We start from the raw sequence: 16,429 nt of genomic DNA on the forward strand, positions 1-16,429 counted from the left end.
AAATGCCTTGGTTATAGACAACCTGCGGTGGTGTTCGATGAACTACGAAGCGCAGCATAATTTAGAGGGTGGTGCACTTCGGAGTTGAATTCGCGCTTAATTTCATCATCTAAAATTTGGATAATTCGTTTAATTGATAACAGGACTCGCTTATGAGAATCACTGATTGTGCAAGCTTCCAGTCGGTTGCTTTCTCTCAAACGATCTTTTTCCAACGCTGATAGCCTACGAACTAACGCTTTGATTGATCTAATACTCTCGGCATCTGGTTTCCACAAAGGAGAATGCTCATATTGAGCGTTACCATATCTTGCGAGCATATATGAATCTGATTTATCTGTTTTATGAATTAACCCTAGCGACTGAGAGAATTTCTTCGCTTTGCCAGGATTTGAAATTATGATTTGAACACCAGACGTGTATAAATATAAAGCGATTGCTTCATGATAAACACCTGTAGACTCCATCGTTATGACGATTTCGTTGGGTTGGCATTTAGCTTGCTTTAACAACCAATCATTGATAGTTGCATAATCGACTTTTCTATTTTTAAAACTCCTAAACTTTCGACCGCTCTTGGTTTGATTTAATAATAAACAAAAATCTAAAGAATCTTTGCTTACTTCAATTCCAACATTTACTCTCATATCAACGACTCCACTTGTGCATACAGCGTCATTAGTTAATAACTAAGCGCTCGGATACCATCCAGTATTAGAGAAAGTAAAATCAGGGGATAATCTACAGCTCAATGTTAAACATTACGTGGTCAAACATCCTCACTGATTTTAGAGCTTGGAGGATAGCTAATCATCCAAAACTTCAAGATACAAGTGGTCAAGTCAAACTGGCCACGGTTTTATAGTTTCTCCAGTACAGCTCTTCCGCTTTATTCGGTGGCAACATTCTATTGTGCTGATGCGGTCTAATTTGGCTGTAGTATCCTACTATGTAATCCGTTACAGCATGTTTAGTTTCTAAAAAAGTCCGGTAACCTAATTCAGGCATCCATTCTGTTTTGAAGCTTCTAAAGAAACGCTCCATCGGGGCATTATCCCAACAGTTTCCACGGCGACTCATACTTTGCTGGATTTGATACCGCCACAGCAAACGACGATATTTTAAGCTTGTGTACTGACTACCTTGATCTGAATGAAACATTAACGCCTTAGGTTTTCCTCTTAACTCATAAGCCATAATAAGAGCCTTACTAATAAGCTCACTATCAGGGCTCAGAGACATCGCCCAGCCAACTGGTTTTCTAGCGTATAAATCCATCACAACCGCTAAATAAGCCCAACGACTTCCTGTCCAAACATAGGTAATGTCGCCACACCAAACCTTGTTAGAAGAGCTCACTTTGAACTGTCGAGCCAGAAGGTTCGGCGCAACTAAACTCTCTTGCTTTGCTCGTTTATAGCGATGCTTAGGCTGGTGACAGCTAAGCAAAGCGAGTACGCGCATTAAATTACTTGCGACATACCGACTTAAGCTTGTACCACCTTGAGTAACAATAGCTGCGACCGTTCTCGCTCCCGCAGAGCCCTCACTCACTTCAAAAGCGGCTCGAACTTTTTCTTTGAGCATAATACGAGCAGGTGTTTCACCAACTGCTTTATCACGCCAATATCTGTAGCTACTTCTGTGAATATTGAATAACTGACAGAGATGATCAACGGGAAAGCTCTCTTGCAGTCGATGAATTAACGCAAACCTTTCAGCTCGTTCGACATCAAGAGAGCGGAAGCCTTTTTTAACATGTCTTTTTCCATTTCAAGGCGTTTAACTTGCTTTTCTAATTCGCGAATTCGACGTTGTTCATCTGTCATTGGTGTTGCTTTGGGGGATTCACCACGGATCTCTGAGCGGAGTTGTCTCACCCATTTATCCATGGTGGATTTGCCCACTCCCATCGATTCAGCCGCTTCTGCAACACTATAATTTTGTTCTGTAACAAGCTGCGCCGCTTCTAAACGGAATTCAGGGCTAAAATTAGGTTTTCTTGGCATAGTGAATAAATTCACTATGCCACTACAATGCGACTCATGTGGCTGCATCAATCAATGTGAATAGCGTATTGCAATCTGAAGGGGATAAGCTAACCCCTAAGCGAATTAATATGCTTATTAAAATTGGTTCGCCTTTTGTTATTGCAGGAATGAAAGAGCTGGTTAGTAAAGATCCAGACGCTAAGGTGGTAGGGTACGAAGCCAATGGTGGCTTTTTAGTAGGTACTAACATTCAGGTAAGTGGTAAAACGCTGCATGCGTTACCAACGCGCGATTCTATGTTGCCTATGTTAATTATCTTAGCGATGTCTGTGCAGCAAGCTCGAACTGTTAGTCAACTTAGTTCAGAGTTCGCCAAACGTTATACCGTCAGCGACCGGATTAGAAATATCCCAACAGAAACAAGTAGACAGCTGATTTCAGAGCTAAAAGCCAGCAAAAAAACGAGACAAGCTGTTTGCTGTAATCGCTGAACAAGACCAGGTATTAGACGTCGTCGCAATGGACGAAACAGATGGGTTGCGTATGATACTTAATACCGGAGATATCGTGCATTTAAGACCCTCTGGAAATGCGCCTGAATTACGGTGTTATATGGAGTTTAGAAAGTCTCTTTATTGACAATAGTAAATACAGCTATTTAGCATTTTTATGAATAAAACCTTTCCAGAAAGTCAGGAAGATGATTTTAAAATCGAGCCAAATCGACCAGTGTTCTATGTAATATAGGTCACACTCAATTCTTTTCTCTAGGTCTGTATCTCCGCGCCAGCCGTTTATTTGTGCCCAACCGGTAATGCCGGCTTTGACCATGTGTTTTTGGTTATAGCCTGAAATCTCATGTTTAAAGCGTTCGACAAAAACGGTGCGTTCTGGCCTTGGGCCAACGATAGACATATCGCCTTTTAGTACGTTAATAAACTGTGGTAGTTCATCTAAGCTGGTTTTACGGATAAAGGCGCCAAATTTGGTTACTGACATACTGGTTGCGCCACCCCATTTTACGCCATCTTTTTCACTGTCTACTGCCATGGAGCGGAACTTGAGCATCTCGAATGGACGACCATTCCAGCTGACCCTTTCTTGTCGGTAAAAAACTGGACCTGGCGAAGAAAGTTTAACACCGATAGCAACTAGAAAAAGAATAGGGCTAATACAGAGAAGAATAATAGCTGAAAGGAGCTTGTCTTCTAGTGATTTCAAAAAGCGATTTCTGCCTTCTAACATATGAGAGGTAGATAAGTTGATAACAGGCAAGCCTGCAATTTCCGTCATGGAATGGTTAAGCAGCTGGAAGCCGAAAATATCCGGTACCATTCGAATGGTTACAGAGGTTTTGGTAAGAACGTTTTGGACCTTTTTCATCTGCTCTACTTCTGTCATAGGAAGAGCTATCCAAACTTGATCTATATGGAGATCTGCAACTGTTTTGTCTAAGTCTTCTAAATTACCTAGATAGTTAAGGTGACAGCTGTTTTCTTCTTCAGCAAGGGCGCCATTGTCAGAAATATAACCTTTAATAACCAGCCCCATACTGGGCGTTTCTATCAGCTTTGTTGCCACTTCTTGTGCTAACTCGCCATGACCTATGATGATGACACGTCTAATGTTTGTTCCCCTCGCTCTCAATACACCTAAGCTTTTACGCAGTGTAAAGCGGTACAGCAAAATAAGAATGCATGAGCTTATAGGCCAGCTAATAACCCATATACGCGAGAAAAGCTCTGAAGATTGTGTGGCAAACACACTGAGGATAAGAAGGATAAAGCTTAAACAGATGGCGCCAATTACACACCTTATTTCAGTGAAAAATGAGATACCACGCCATGCTCGGTATGCCCCAGACGCAGATAAAGAAAGCAGGCTAAGTAAGATACCTATTAAGAATACGCTTTTATAGTCGTAGCTTAAATTTAAATGTGAGAAGCGTAGCCAGAAGCAGAATAGCCCTGAAATGAGTATAGCAATAACATCTAGAGTTCTTAGTGTAATGGCGATGGAGGCGCTGTGTTCTTTTAGTGAGTGTCCTGATTTCAATGTCTTCCCTACTTATTTACTACAAGATTAGATGATTATAATATCAGCAATAGGCCAGTAATATCAGTAAGATAATAAAGGGAATATCGTTTTTAGACAATTTAAACGGCTAGGTAGGCACTAAGCTGATCCTCAGTATAGGAGGATGCTTTAACTGTGGCTGACCATGGGTTCGTGATGAAAATGGAGGAGAGTAGATAAAAAATGGCTACCGCGTGGTAGCCATTTAGTTCGATATGGTAATGCTCTGTGTTTAAGAGAGGGCTACGGGTGTTGCTTATTTAGTTTCAGCTTTCGCTTCGTCTTTTTTCGCATCTGGTTTTACGATGCCGTGAAGCTCAACAACAAATTTAAGTGCTGCGTTTGGTGGGATAGGGCCAGTGCCACCAGGGCCGTATGCTAGGTCTGCTGGGATGTATAGCTCGTATTTAGAGCCAACAGGCATAAGTTGTAGGCCTTCTGTCCAACCTGGGATAACTTGGTTTAGAGGGAAGGTGATGGCTTCGCCACGCTTGTAAGAGCTGTCGAATACTGTGCCGTCGATCAAGCTGCCTTCGTAGTCTACTTTTACTGTGTCAGTGGCTTTTGGTTTTTCGCCAGTGCCTTTGGCGATGACTTTGTAAAGTAGGCCGCTGTCAGTCTTCATTACGCCTTTTTCAGAGGCTTTTTCTTTCATCCAAGCTTCTGATTTGGCTTTGTCTTCTGCGGCTAGTTTTGCTTTTTCACGTTGTTGCTCTTCCATGCGCTCTTTTTGGTACGCTTGGATAGTTGCCGTTACTTCTTCTTTGGTCATTAGGCCTTTTTTGCCTTCGTATGAATCTTTAAAACCTTGGAAGAAAGTGTCCATGTCTAGATCTTTAAAGTCCTGTTCCATGCGACCACCGAACATAGTACCAATACTATAAGCTAGCTTTTGTTCTTTGGTGTCTAGTTTGGTAGTAGTGTCTGCTGCGTACGCAAAAGAAACGGAGGACATAACCAGCGCCGCAATGAGAGTTTTTTTCATAAAAAAGCGTTCCATTTGATTGTTGATTATCGCAGAGCGATGTATTGGGTTTTGTTACGGAATTTGAGTCGCATGTCGTTTTTAATTGCGTACATGTAAGAGGTATAACCTTGATGACACATTTAATACGCCCTGTGCTTAGCAAAATCAGATCCGTCGGTACTGTTCTAACATAAGCAAGGACAATTATGCCAATTTTATGTTGGACTCTTTACCAAAGCGACCCCTTCACCTGCACACTTTGTTGATCCAAAAGATAATCTTCTTCTGCAAAGCACAAGGTGTGATTCGAGAATAAGCGTTGTCGCTCTTTCCCGACAATGAGTTTTACATAACCATGACGGTGTTTGCGCAAGCGCTTGTCTTTACAAAGCGTCTTTACAGAATGCTGACAGGGTGTTTGGGGGAGAAGGGCAAGTTCCAGTATTAGTTCAAGATCAAACCCCCTCCAGCTCCCCCTTGAAGAAAAAGGGGGAGAGCAAGTGCCAGTGCCAGTTCAAGACCAAACCCCCTCCAGCTCCCCCTTGAAGAAAAAGGGGGAGAGCAAGTTCCAGTGCCAGTTCAAGTGCAAACCCCCACCAGCTCCCCCTTGAAGTAAAAGGGGGAGAGCAAGTTCCAGTGCCAGTTCAAGTGCAAACCCCCACCAGCTCCCCCTTGAAGTAAAAGGGGGAGAGCAAGTTCCAGTGCCAGTTCAAGTGCAAACCCCCACCAGCTCCCCCTTGAAGTAAAAGGGGGAGAGCAAGTGCCAGTGCTAGTTCAAGACCAAACCCCCTCCAACTCCCCCTTGAAGAAAAAGGGGAGAGCAAGTGCCAGTGCTAGTTCAAGACCAAACCCTCTCCAGCTCCCCCTTGAAGAAAAAGGGGGAGAGCAAGTGCCAGTGCTAGCTCAAGACCAAACCCTCTCCAGCTCCCCCTTGAAGAAAAAGGGGGAGAGCAAGTTCCAGTGTCAGTTCCAGCAAGTGGATGCTGGTTAGTGCATGCCAAGGAAGAGTGGGATGAGGATGGGGACGAGTAGGCTCATGATGAAGCCGCTTGCGATGCAAACCGGGACTATTTCTGGGCCGTGAAATTTGCTGAGTATCGGGAGGGTGAAGTCCATGGCGGTGGCGCCGGAGTAGCCGACGGACATGTGGCTGCTGCGTTTGGCAAGAAAGGGAATGATCATAAGCGCGGTGATTTCTCGCCCAAGGTCGAGTAAAAAAGCGGTGGTACCGAGTACTGGGTCGCCTAATCCGGTTATCAAAATACCAGAAAGGCTATACCAGCCAAACCCAGAAACGACAGCCAAGCTTTGTTGCCAGCTGAGGCCTAATATTAAGCCGCTGAGCCAGCCTGCCAGCAGTGTGCTGCCGATGGTGGTGCCTGCGACTATGACGGCTTGCTTATTTAGTAGGAGTTTTCTGAGGCGGTAATTACCTTGTCTTAGTTGGCAACCAACAAGCAAGAGCAGTATGTAGAGTAGCCCTGTGACCGCTTGGTCGACGCCCATGGCCCAGTCTTTGCCAAACCTACCCAGAATAATCCCTGCGATAACCCAAGCGATGGTTTGTGCGGCGTCTTTTAGTGCTTGCTGCTTGCTGGCTTGAGGGATGTCTTTTGGCTCGCTGGCGTGTGCGCCACCAAAGCGTTGTCCGCTGCAATAGAGCGCGGTTAAGCTGATAAGAGTAATAAGGCTAAATAAGACAAAGGCTTGCCATCCCGCAACGATCAGTTTCTCAATGAGGTTGTCCAGTGCCCCTATGCTAAAACCAATTAACCCAAGGATAAGATAAACCAGCTTTTCAAGGCCGATGGCAACACGCTTTGGCGAAAGAAACTTGATGTCTATCCAGTAGCCGAAAAGTAGCGCAACCAATAAGGGGCCTAGTGTGGTGATAACTGTCATGGGCTGTCTAACCTTAGTCCTTAATGTTAGGGACACACAGATGTTAGGAATAAGAAAAACACGGCATTTTGTCGGCATTTTTAGAAGGGCGCAAGGGGATCTATACACATAAGGTAAGTAAAAGGCTTTATTTGAAAGAAAAGTGTCTCTTTTGTGCGTTATAAAGCCGGTTACTTCGGTGTAAAATGCGGAGCTTGGTGCGAGCTGGTATCGCCCTATTTCTTTATCTGTAAGGGTGCATGTGTGTTAAAAGGATTTTCGTCTCCGTCTATTTTAAAAGAGGTTCTGCATCTACTTTTGCCCATGGTACTGACCATGACATTAGAGTTGTCGATTAGCCTAGTCGATACCGTGATGCTTGGGCATTACAGTGCGACGCATTTGGCCGCGGTTGGTTTGGCGTCCAGTTTGTGGCTGCCTGTAGGGTGTTTTTTAATTGGTGTGACCTTTGGTATTACGCCTTTGGTAACTCGCCATTTGCATGGGCGTCAGCCTAAGCTTGTTAACATCTATATGTCTCAGGCGGTAGGGCTTTCGATTATTCTGGGTGTGGTGGCTTGTATTGTCACTGTGACCCTATTGCCACATTTTGCTCGCATGATGGCGACCCAAGAAGAAACCCGCCGTGTCGCGGTGGATTATTTGTATATCTTTGCGCCAGCTTTGCCTATGTTGGCCTTGATGACGGCCTATAAAAACTTATTTGAAGCGGCTGGCCGTCCAGGCTTTCCGCTGTTTGTGGCGAGCACCGGGTTACTGCTGAACATTGTCTTTAACTATGTGCTTATCTACGGCAAGTTGGGCTTTCCTGATCTTGGTGCCCGTGGCGCGGCGATTGCGTCGAGTTTGTCTTTGTATTTGTCGGTAACTTTCTTCTTTGTATACGATCGCTTTTTTAATAAACGTCCTTTGTTCTCTCGGTTGATCTGGCGCTACATGAAGAAATTCTCTTTGCTGCTGCATATTGGCGCGCCCGCAGGCTTTGCTTTTACCTTTGAGGTAGCGCTGTTTTCCTCCATGACATGGCTGATTTCATCGTTTGGTGATTTGGCGTTAGGGGCAGGGCAAATTGTCATGTCTTATACCTCTATTTTGTTTACGCCTATGATGGCGATGAGTGCGGTGACGGCGATAGTGGTGGCCAAAGCCATGTCAAAAGAGGGAGTCTCTGGGGTGAGAAAGCGGCTGCGAGTTATTTTGTGGCTCGGTCTAGGTTACGTGGCGATTTGCTTTAGCATTACCCAGTACTTCCACGATGTTATTCCTTATATTTACAGCAGCGATGCCCAAGTGGTGGCCATGGCCGCGAGCATTTTGTTGATCTCCTCAAGTTATCAGCTACCAGACATGCTGCAAACCGTGTTTACCGGTGCACTGCGAGGCTTTCGAGATACCCGCTCGTCGATGATCGCCTTTGCCGTGTCTTTGTTTGGCTTGAGTATCCCGTTTGGTTATTGGCTGTCTCACTACAGCCCTTGGGCCGACACGCTTACATTGCGTGGTTTCTACATAGGCTTGGGAGCAGGCTTGAGCTTGTTGTCTCTGATATTGGTCGTGCGCTTGCGGTTCATCTTGCAGCGTTATGAAGGCAAACGGATATTGTCTGAAAGGGAAGTGGCTTAGATAAATATGTGATGGGGAGCGTGTGAGGTGTGTCCGCTACGCGGCCAGGCTGTGCCAGTTCAAGTGCAAACCCCCTCCAACTCCCCCTTGAAGAAAAAAGGGGGAGAGTAAGAGCTGTGCGGCCAGCGGCACATTACGCTTCGCTTATGGAGCCCTTCGAAGACCGCGGTATTCTCGATAGATGTGATGTAACCAAATATCGTCATTTCTACCGTAGGTCGGATGAGACGAGGAACGAGGCGTAATCCGACGGAAGGTGGTGATACCCGACGGATTATGTCTGGGTCTTGTAGGTCGTGGCTTTAGCCCGGATCCCACTATGCTAATAAAGCCAATCATGCGAGACACGTGTGGTTAGGGTGATACAACAGCCACACAACATCACCGGCTATTTCGACTTTAACCCACATTTGAGGCATCCAATCTCCAGTTATTCGCCTAAGGGCAAACCTACAAGAGACCGCGGTATTCCCGATGGATTTTGTGTAATCAAATATCGTCGGATTAAACTGTGCCCGCTGCGCGGCCATCGGCACATTACGCTTCGCTTATGATGCCCTACGAAGACCGCGGTATTCTCGATGGGGTTGGTGTGATCAAACATCGTCGGATTAAACTGTGTCCGCTGCGCGGCCATCGGCACATTACGCTTCGCTTATGATGCCCTACGAAGACTGCGGTATTCCCGATGGATTTGGTGTGGCCAATCATCGCTATTTCTACCGTAGGTCGGATGAGACGAGGAACGAGGCGTAATCCGACGGAAGGTGGTGGTACCCGATGGATTATGTCTAGGTCTTGTAGGTCGTGGCTTTAGCCCGAATACCACTATGCTAATAAAGCCAATCATGCGAGACACGTGTGGTTAGGGTGATACAACAGCCACACAACATCACCGGCTATTTCGACTTTAACCTATATTTGGAATCGTCCATTCTCCAGTTATTCGCCTAAAGGCAAACCTACAAGAGACCGCGGTATTCCCGATGGATTAGGTGTGGCCAAGCAGTGCCAGTTCAAGTGCAAACCCCCTCCAACTCCCCCTTGAAGAAAAAGGGGGAGAGCAAGAGCTGTGCGGCCATCGGCACATTACGCTTCGCTTATGATGCCCTACGAAGCCCGCGGTATTCTCGATGGATTTGGTGTGGTCAAGCCGTGCCAGTTCAAGTGCAAACCCCCTCCAGCTCCCCCTTGAAGAAAAAGGGGGAGAGCAAGAGCTGTGCGGCCATCGCACATTACGCTTCGCTTATGATGCCCTACGGGGTGAGTCGGTGGCAGCTGGTGGTTTGTGTGTCATCACTTCCGCGTCGGCCGCTCTTTTTTAGGTATGGCGACCCACAAAGGTAAGCGGCGATTGCGGGGGCTTAAGTATGGTGAGTTTTACGGTCGGTACATGGTTTTGTGGTTTAAGGGGCAGAAATCAACGATTTTTGCCCCTTAAGACAATCAAGCTACTGGGGTGTTTGATTGTCTTGTTGTTGCTTTTCTTTTATTTCAGCTTGCCAGATAAGGGCTAAAATCGCTGCAAAAGTTATTTGTAAGCATAGTACCCCTGTCCAAAAGAATAAGTACGACTCAAATATGCTAGTGACGCTCCAAAAGGATATTGTAGCAATAGAGAAGTAACCGATATCCCTATTCAAAAGATTCTTCGAGACCGCTTTAAGTACTTTAGTAAGTAACCAGCCAACCCAGACGAGGTAGAAAATGAGTCCGAATAATCCATAATTTGTTAGCAGTGCTATGTATATATTGTGAATATGTCCAAAGTCATGCTTTATATGATCAGGCATCCATGCTGTTTGGTCTATAGCAATTGACTGCCCATTGTTGCCCCACCCTGTTAGTGGTCGCTCTTCAATTTTTGCAAAAGACGCCCGCCACATATGAATTCTGATGCCAATACTGGTATAAGGCACATTTTCGATATCTCCACTTAAAATATGCTCTATCACGCCAGATTCAGCACCTGAGCGCTTTTCTACAATGTGCCCCATTGATTTGAAAACGACAAGACATGAAGTCAATAGAACTAAAGTAAAGACAAGCAAATAGCGTGGCTGTAAATACTCTTTTTTTAAGCCAGTACAAATAAAGTACAGAAGACAAATAGAGATCGCCCCAATAAGAGCTACCCATGATGCACGGGTTTGCGTTGCTATTATAGTAAATGCGCAGAACATGATCGCAGGTACTAAAAGGGCAAAAAGGTATTTTGAATAGCGAAAAATTCGTGGAGCAAAACAAACTAATCCAACTAAAACAAAGCCAAAAAATAAGCTGGCATGTTCTGGGTGGTTGCGTAAACCAAAATCTATGCGTTTACTACCACTCCATCCTATTGCTATTTCTTGCCAACTCCCGCCACTGATCCAAGGAGAAAAAAGGATTGGTAAAGAGGCAAGCCCTAAGAAAATAAAGACTTTTTTTGGACTATCTTTCAGCCACCACGCCAACGGAATAAATAGAAAAATTCGTGCCATCTTACCTAATCGCGGAGAGTCGTCCGTTAATTCTGGATAGCTATCATGCGCAAAGTACCAGCTAATAAGCGGTATAATGATAGAAACGAGCAGTAAAAGCATAGGGATTTTTACACTTAACCCTTTTCCATACCGATAGATGGAGTAAAGCCCTAGTAGCACCATAGGCGCACCAACAGCATTTGATATCCCACTAGGGGTATGGATTTTGGTTAAGGCATATAAACAAGCGAAAATAAAGCCAATTAATAAAAAACGGCTGCTTTGGCTAGTGTGGTCGAGGCGGGTCATATAATAGGGGTGTCCATTCAAGCAAACTGCGAAACTGTAAAATTCTAGGTGGGAAATCATAGCGTTTTTTTTACATTCTGGCATTAGTCTTTTTTGTGAGCTTTTTGGTGGGTTGGAAAAAGTGTCTAGAGTTGTGGAGGCAGGGAAGGTTTTGAGGCAGGTCATGAGGGTGGGTGTGGTTGAGGAAATGTGCCCGCTGCGCGGCCATCGAAGACCTCGGTATTTTCGATGGATTTGGTGTGATCAAGCGGTGCCATCCTCGTCGAATTTGATGCACCAAATATCGTCATTTCTACCGTAGGTCGGATGAGACGAGGAACGAGGCGTAATCCGACGGAAGGTGGTGATCCCCGACGGAAGGTGGTGATCCCCGACGGATTATGTCGGGGTCTTGTAGGTCGCGGCTTTAGCCCGAATGCCACTGTGCTAATAAAGCCAATCATACGAGACACGTGTGACAAACGTGACCCTCATGATGAGCATCACTTCCGCGTCGGCCGCTCTTTTTTAGGTATGGCGACCCACAAGGGAAAACAGTATTCTAGATGGATTTAGTGTGGTCAAAGATCGTCGGATTAAACTGTGTCCGCTGCGCGGCCATCGGCACATTACGCTTCGCTTATGATGCCCTACGAAGACCGCGGTATTCCGCGATGGATTTGGTGTGATCAAGCAGTGCCAGTTCAAGTGCAACCCCCCTCCAACTCCCCCTTGAAGAACAAAGGGGGAGAGTAAGTTCCAGTGCCAGTTCAAGTGCAAACCCCCTCCAACTCCCCCTTGAAGAAAAAGGGGGAGAGCAAGAGCTGTGCGGCCATGGGCACATTGCGCTTCGCTTATGATGCCCTACGGGGTGAGTCGGTGGCAGCGGGTGGTTTGTGTTATGGCTTCTGCGTCGGGTGGTTTTAGTTTGGTTTCCATGTTTTGCATTGTTGGATTAGTTTGTCGATGTCTATGTGTGCTTCGGTGCTGTCGGCGAGGCGGTTGATTTCTTGGTCGCGTAGGGCTGTGTAGTCAAATGGCGCGGCGTTTTGTATGCCTACCCATTTTATGAGTGCGGCAAGGGCGTCTGGGTGGTCGAATAGGCCATGGAGATAGGTGCCTATGATGGCGTTGTCGGCTGAGACGAAGCCTTCTTGCTGGCCGTTTTCCAATGTGGCGAGTGGCTGTCTTTCTTGGTTAAAATGTGAGACGCCGCAGTGGATTTCATAGCCTGTTAGTTGAACTTGTGTCTCGTTGAGCAGCAGTGAGCCTTGGCGTTGTTTCAGTTGTTTGTCTTTTTCCAATACGGTTTCCATGGGGATAAAACCAAAGCCATTTGAGGTGGCGTTTTTCTCGTGGTTTTCCAAACCGTGGGGGTCGAGGAGTTTTTCCCCTAGCATTTGATAGCCGCCGCAAATGCCGATGACTTTGCCGCCGTATCTTAGGTGTTTATTCAGGTAGTCTTGCCAGCCTTCTTGGCGTAGAAACGCCAAATCCGTTTGCACGCTTTTGCTACCCGGTAAGATGACCAAGTCCGCAGCGGGTATGCTTTGGTTGGCGCCAACGAGTGTGACCTGAACGTCTGGGTGTAGGCGCAAGGCGTCCCAGTCGGTGTGGTTGCTGGTACGTGGCATGACAGGAATAACCACCTGTAATTTGGCTTGAAGGCCTTCTTTTTCTGGGCTTTTTGCCACCGCGTCTTCAGATTCTAAATGGAAGCCTTTTAAGTAAGGTAAAACCCCTAGAACCGGTTTGCCGGTGCGTTCTTCAAGCCAGTCTAATCCAGATTGCAGCAAGCTGATGTCGCCCCGAAAGCGGTTTATCACAAAGCCAATCACTCTGTCTTGCTCACTTTGGCTCAGTAGCTCCAGAGTGCCAACAAGATGCGCGAAAACCCCGCCTTTGTCGATGTCGGCAATGATGATCACAGGGCAATCGACGGCTTCGGCAAAGCCCATGTTGGCGATGTCGCGGGCGCGTAGATTAATTTCCGCTGGGCTGCCTGCGCCTTCTATTAATACCGCTTGGTACTGGTCAGCAAGGCGATGATAGGATTCCAGCGCAGCGGCTTTGGCGACGCTTTTGTATTGGTGATAACCCACGGCGTTCATATTACCGATGGCTTTGCCCTGAATGATGACTTGCGCGCCTGTGTCTGTGTTGGGTTTAAGCAGAATCGGGTTCATGTCGACCTGAGGCTCAAGCCCTGCCGCATAGGCTTGCACGGCTTGAGCGCGGCCAATTTCATTACCGTCGGCGGTTACCGAGCTGTTTAATGCCATGTTTTGCGGCTTGAAGGGGGCGACGGCAATGCCTCGGCGTTGGAATAATCGGCACAGGGCGGTGACTAGGGTGCTTTTTCCTGCATCCGACGTCGTTCCTTGAATCATTAAGTTAAAAGCTGGCATGTAAGTCATCACGTATTGGGTCAATTCGGTGGTAGAATTCTAGCCGACAATTCTACTCGACATTGATGCTTTTTTACGTGAAAAAATAACGCTTAACCATGATTACCTCTATTTTTAATGACTCTTTTGAGTTTCTGGGCTCTACGGCCGTGATGCTGGTGGCGGCCTTGTTACTGGATCGTCTGCTCGGCGAGCCAAAAAGTTGGCATCCATTAATTTGGTTTGGTCGTTGGGTGGACTATTGCCGACGGACGTTGCAATTGCCGCTTAGCGCAGACGTGTTCAATCAGCGTTTGTTGGGCGTTGCAGCTTGGTGTGCCGCCGTTTTGCCTTGTTTGTTTGTGCTCTTGCTCTGCTATTGGTTGCTTCCCGATTGGCTAGACAGCTTGCTGTCTGTGCTGATTTTGTATTTTTCTATTGGTTGGCAAAGCCTGCGCGAGCACGCTTTAGCCATCGCAACGCCGTTAAGTCTTGGGCATTTGGATGAGGCTCGTGTTGCAGTGAGTCGTATTGTCAGCCGTGATACTCATGATTTAAGTGAATCTCAGGTTGCCAAAGCGGGCATTGAATCGATCTTAGAAAACGGTAGCGATGCGATTTTCGCGCCTATCTTCTGGTTTCTTATTTTCGGTGCACCAGGGGCCTTGGTGTATCGCTTGGCAAATACCTTGGATGCCATGTGGGGCTATAAAACGGCCGAATTCTTATCCTTTGGTTGGTTTGCTGCGCGTTTTGATGATGTGTTGAACTACCTACCAGCGCGTTTGGTGGTTTACACCTATGCCATTTGCGGTCAGTGGGCGCCAGCGTTGCGCTCGGCAGGCAAAGCAGAAGTTCGCTGGAAAAGCCCAAATGCCGGCCCAGTAATGGCTGCCGGTGCCGGTGCTTTAGGCGTGCAGCTGGGTGGAGAAGCGCCGTATTTTGGCAAAGTTGAATCGCGACCTGTGCTCGGGGAGGGCGAAGCACCAACCCCTGTGCATTTAGAAAAGGCCATTTGGTTAGTGGATAAAAGCGTTTATTTATGGGGATTGCTCATATGCATTTTGATTTAGTGCCACCAAAACACGGTGGCGATCTGGCCTATTGGCAGCGAAAAGTCGGCTCGCAAGCGTTGGCCTGGTTAGACCTTTCTTCGGCCTGCAATAGAGAGCCATGGCCGATTCCCGATATCGACCCCAAGTTATGGAACGAGCTGCCCGACCAAGCGGCCTTATTGGCCCAAGCGACTCGCTATTATGGGCTGCGCCCTAGTGCGATTGGTGCCGGTTCTCAGCATATTATTGAATCGTTACCGGCCTTGTTGAGCGAACGACTCAAACAGAAAGTCGTGATGGTGCCGCGTATTGGTTACCAAGAGCATGCATTTGCTTGGCAAAAGTGGGGCTATGACATTGCCTACTACAACGAGCTGGATGAGCTCTTAACACAAACCTGGCAAGTGGCGGTGGTGATTCAGCCGAATAACCCAACCGGACGTTTGTATGATTTTGAGAGTCTACAAGCTGTGTTGGATAAAGCCGAGTCTATGGACGCTTACCTAGTAGTGGACGAGGCCTTTATGGACCCGCAGCCAGAGCATAGCTTTTTGTCTGCATGTGAGGCGAGCGATTGGCCAAAAGCCTTATTTGTGCTGCGTTCTGTGGGTAAGTTTTTTGGTTTGGCGGGGGCGCGAGTAGGGTTCGCCTTTTGTTCAACGCGCTGGGAAGTGGCGCTGAACAATCTGTTAGGCCCTTGGCCGGTCGCAACCCCGAGCTTGTTTTTGATCGGCGCTGCGTTTGATGATTTAGCCTGGCAAGCGCAAGCGAAGCAAAGCTTAGCCGAGCGACAAGCTTTGTTTGTCAGCAGGGTAATGCCTAAGTTGAACACCATTTTTGACTCTCAACAGCACACAGTATGCCCTTTGTTTGTGACTTGGCATTTAGAAAGTAGCGAGTACGCAGAGCGAGTATTCGAAATGTTGCATACCGTGGGCGTGCATACGCGCTTAGGAGAGGGCTGGATCCGTGTCGCCTTGCCAGCGCGGGATGAAATTGATCGACTAGATAAAGCATTGATCGGCTTATTAAAAACCGCCGGAGGCCGAGAATTAGCATGAAGCATTTGGTGTTAGGCGGCGTGCGCAGCGGTAAAAGTGCGTTTGCAGAAAAGCAGGTTTTAGCCACGGGCTTGGCGGTTCATTACATTGCCACCTCGCAGGTTTGGGATGAAGAAATGGCCAGCCGAGTGGCGAAACATCAACAAGGTCGTCCGGCTGAATGGCAGCTTATTGAAGAGCCGCTTGCATTAGCCGATACCTTAGCGAGATTAAACGATAAAGAGAATGTGCTGATCATAGAGTGTGTTTCCCTGTGGATAAGCAATCTCTTATGTTTAGAAGACGAGGCGCGGCTGGTGGCAGAGACGAACGCTTTTTTAAAGGCGGTAGACGCGTTTCAAGGCAGTTTGGTGATTGTCTCCAGTGAAGTGGGGTTGGGGATTATGCCAATCAACAAATTGGCGCGACGATTTGGTGACGAAATCGGTACAATGAATCAAAAATTAGCAAACTTGACCGAACGGGTAACTTTTGTTGCAGCCGGGCTACCAATGCCGCTAAAATCACCCCCTTAAAATCAGCCTCAGGTGGTTTTTGTGTTTTTGGCCTAAAATTCGCAAAGCCTCCGACACCACAACCTTTCTTAGATGTTTTTTATCCGTAAATGCGGCGTT

16 protein-coding genes are annotated in these 16,429 nt (G+C 46.9%); 9 read left to right on the plus strand and 7 right to left on the minus strand.

What is annotated here, in order from left to right; translation table 11 throughout:
• Positions 1 to 11: 11 nt before the first annotated feature.
• Positions 12 to 647, minus strand: a complete 636-nt coding sequence (locus DFP81_RS16845) for an IS110 family transposase (protein ID WP_115899055.1) — start codon at positions 645 to 647, stop codon at positions 12 to 14.
• Between the two features lie 190 nt (positions 648 to 837).
• Positions 838 to 2,009, minus strand: a protein-coding gene (locus DFP81_RS16850; RefSeq protein ID WP_425453674.1) for an IS3 family transposase whose coding sequence is annotated in 2 segments (ribosomal slippage) — positions 838 to 1,742 and positions 1,742 to 2,009 — 1,173 coding nt in all. Because the reading frame shifts where the segments join, the coding sequence is not laid out codon by codon here.
• Positions 2,010 to 2,047: 38 nt separating this feature from the next.
• On the opposite strand from DFP81_RS16850, the gene DFP81_RS16855 reads away from it, so the two are divergent.
• Both DFP81_RS16855 and DFP81_RS18640 read left to right on the plus strand, forming a co-directional pair.
• Positions 2,048 to 2,482 (plus strand): phosphohexomutase domain-containing protein, encoded by a 435-nt coding sequence (locus DFP81_RS16855; RefSeq protein ID WP_181903126.1) that lies wholly within the window; start codon positions 2,048 to 2,050, stop codon positions 2,480 to 2,482.
• Positions 2,483 to 2,510: 28 nt separating this feature from the next.
• Positions 2,511 to 2,630: a phosphohexomutase domain-containing protein gene (locus DFP81_RS18640; RefSeq protein ID WP_115899058.1), complete on the plus strand. Its 120-nt coding sequence runs from the start codon at positions 2,511 to 2,513 to the stop codon at positions 2,628 to 2,630.
• 15 nt (positions 2,631 to 2,645) lie between these two features.
• On the opposite strand, the gene DFP81_RS16865 is transcribed toward DFP81_RS18640, so the two are convergent.
• Complete coding sequence (locus tag DFP81_RS16865) at positions 2,646 to 4,046, minus strand: undecaprenyl-phosphate glucose phosphotransferase (protein WP_115899059.1); 1,401 nt, start codon at positions 4,044 to 4,046, stop codon at positions 2,646 to 2,648.
• A 277-nt stretch (positions 4,047 to 4,323) separates the two neighbouring features.
• Complete coding sequence (gene bamJ / locus DFP81_RS16870) at positions 4,324 to 5,052, minus strand: BamJ family beta-barrel-assembly machinery protein (protein ID WP_115899060.1); 729 nt, start codon at positions 5,050 to 5,052, stop codon at positions 4,324 to 4,326.
• 742 nt (positions 5,053 to 5,794) lie between these two features.
• On the opposite strand from bamJ, the gene DFP81_RS16875 reads away from it, so the two are divergent.
• Positions 5,795 to 6,025: a hypothetical protein gene (locus tag DFP81_RS16875; RefSeq protein ID WP_115899061.1), complete on the plus strand. Its 231-nt coding sequence runs from the start codon at positions 5,795 to 5,797 to the stop codon at positions 6,023 to 6,025.
• Here the strand turns inward: DFP81_RS16875 and DFP81_RS16880 are convergent.
• Positions 6,022 to 6,936, minus strand: a complete 915-nt coding sequence (locus tag DFP81_RS16880; protein ID WP_115899062.1) for a LysO family transporter — start codon at positions 6,934 to 6,936, stop codon at positions 6,022 to 6,024. The two genes, DFP81_RS16875 and DFP81_RS16880, sit on opposite strands and share 4 nt — an antisense overlap.
• 243 nt (positions 6,937 to 7,179) lie before the next feature.
• Between DFP81_RS16880 and DFP81_RS16885 the strand changes: the two genes are divergently transcribed.
• Complete coding sequence (locus tag DFP81_RS16885; RefSeq protein WP_245959203.1) at positions 7,180 to 8,559, plus strand: MATE family efflux transporter; 1,380 nt, start codon at positions 7,180 to 7,182, stop codon at positions 8,557 to 8,559.
• Between the two features lie 1,133 nt (positions 8,560 to 9,692).
• The gene (locus tag DFP81_RS16890) at positions 9,693 to 9,884 is read left to right on the plus strand and encodes a hypothetical protein (protein ID WP_115899064.1); all 192 of its coding nucleotides are present in this window, start codon (positions 9,693 to 9,695) and stop codon (positions 9,882 to 9,884) included.
• Between the two features lie 126 nt (positions 9,885 to 10,010).
• On the opposite strand, the gene DFP81_RS16895 is transcribed toward DFP81_RS16890, so the two are convergent.
• The gene (locus DFP81_RS16895; protein WP_181903127.1) at positions 10,011 to 11,333 is read right to left on the minus strand and encodes an O-antigen ligase family protein; all 1,323 of its coding nucleotides are present in this window, start codon (positions 11,331 to 11,333) and stop codon (positions 10,011 to 10,013) included.
• A 741-nt stretch (positions 11,334 to 12,074) separates the two neighbouring features.
• Here DFP81_RS16895 and DFP81_RS18265 point away from each other — a divergent pair.
• Positions 12,075 to 12,239, plus strand: coding sequence for a hypothetical protein (locus tag DFP81_RS18265; protein WP_181903128.1), 165 nt, complete (start codon positions 12,075 to 12,077; stop codon positions 12,237 to 12,239).
• Here DFP81_RS18265 and DFP81_RS16900 read toward each other — a convergent pair.
• Positions 12,236 to 13,720: a cobyric acid synthase gene (locus DFP81_RS16900; RefSeq protein WP_115899066.1), complete on the minus strand. Its 1,485-nt coding sequence runs from the start codon at positions 13,718 to 13,720 to the stop codon at positions 12,236 to 12,238. The two genes, DFP81_RS18265 and DFP81_RS16900, sit on opposite strands and share 4 nt — an antisense overlap.
• A 98-nt stretch (positions 13,721 to 13,818) precedes the next feature.
• Between DFP81_RS16900 and cbiB the strand changes: the two genes are divergently transcribed.
• Genes cbiB through cobU form a run of 3 tightly spaced genes read left to right on the plus strand, consistent with a single transcriptional unit; the run spans position 13,819 to position 16,330 of the window.
• On the plus strand, positions 13,819 to 14,772 hold the full coding sequence (cbiB, locus tag DFP81_RS16905; RefSeq protein WP_115899067.1) for an adenosylcobinamide-phosphate synthase CbiB: 954 nt from the start codon (positions 13,819 to 13,821) through the stop codon (positions 14,770 to 14,772).
• Positions 14,757 to 15,815, plus strand: coding sequence for an aminotransferase class I/II-fold pyridoxal phosphate-dependent enzyme (locus tag DFP81_RS16910; RefSeq protein WP_115899108.1), 1,059 nt, complete (start codon positions 14,757 to 14,759; stop codon positions 15,813 to 15,815). Before cbiB ends, DFP81_RS16910 begins: the two co-directional genes overlap by 16 nt.
• On the plus strand, positions 15,812 to 16,330 hold the full coding sequence (gene cobU, locus DFP81_RS16915; protein WP_115899068.1) for a bifunctional adenosylcobinamide kinase/adenosylcobinamide-phosphate guanylyltransferase: 519 nt from the start codon (positions 15,812 to 15,814) through the stop codon (positions 16,328 to 16,330). The genes DFP81_RS16910 and cobU overlap by 4 nt, the downstream gene beginning before the upstream one ends.
• Positions 16,331 to 16,429: the final 99 nt, after the last annotated feature.

It is taken from the genome of Marinomonas pollencensis (assembly GCF_003387375.1).
Taxonomy (GTDB): Bacteria; Pseudomonadota; Gammaproteobacteria; order Pseudomonadales; family Marinomonadaceae; genus Marinomonas; species Marinomonas pollencensis.

What these genes read in the sequence shown, in the direction of transcription:
- DFP81_RS16845 (WP_115899055.1), bottom strand. Translation starts at nt 647, where the DNA reads ATGAGAGTAAATGTTGGAATTGAAGTAAGCAAAGATTCTTTAGATTTT.
- DFP81_RS18640 (WP_115899058.1), top strand. Translation starts at nt 2,511, where the DNA reads ATGGACGAAACAGATGGGTTGCGTATGATACTTAATACCGGAGATATC.
- bamJ (WP_115899060.1), bottom strand. Translation starts at nt 5,052, where the DNA reads ATGAAAAAAACTCTCATTGCGGCGCTGGTTATGTCCTCCGTTTCTTTT.
- DFP81_RS16880 (WP_115899062.1), bottom strand. Translation starts at nt 6,936, where the DNA reads ATGACAGTTATCACCACACTAGGCCCCTTATTGGTTGCGCTACTTTTC.
- DFP81_RS16890 (WP_115899064.1), top strand. Translation starts at nt 9,693, where the DNA reads ATGGATTTGGTGTGGTCAAGCCGTGCCAGTTCAAGTGCAAACCCCCTC.
- DFP81_RS16895 (WP_181903127.1), bottom strand. Translation starts at nt 11,333, where the DNA reads ATGACCCGCCTCGACCACACTAGCCAAAGCAGCCGTTTTTTATTAATT.
- DFP81_RS16900 (WP_115899066.1), bottom strand. Translation starts at nt 13,720, where the DNA reads ATGCCAGCTTTTAACTTAATGATTCAAGGAACGACGTCGGATGCAGGA.
- cbiB (WP_115899067.1), top strand. Translation starts at nt 13,819, where the DNA reads ATGATTACCTCTATTTTTAATGACTCTTTTGAGTTTCTGGGCTCTACG.
- DFP81_RS16910 (WP_115899108.1), top strand. Translation starts at nt 14,757, where the DNA reads ATGCATTTTGATTTAGTGCCACCAAAACACGGTGGCGATCTGGCCTAT.
- cobU (WP_115899068.1), top strand. Translation starts at nt 15,812, where the DNA reads ATGAAGCATTTGGTGTTAGGCGGCGTGCGCAGCGGTAAAAGTGCGTTT.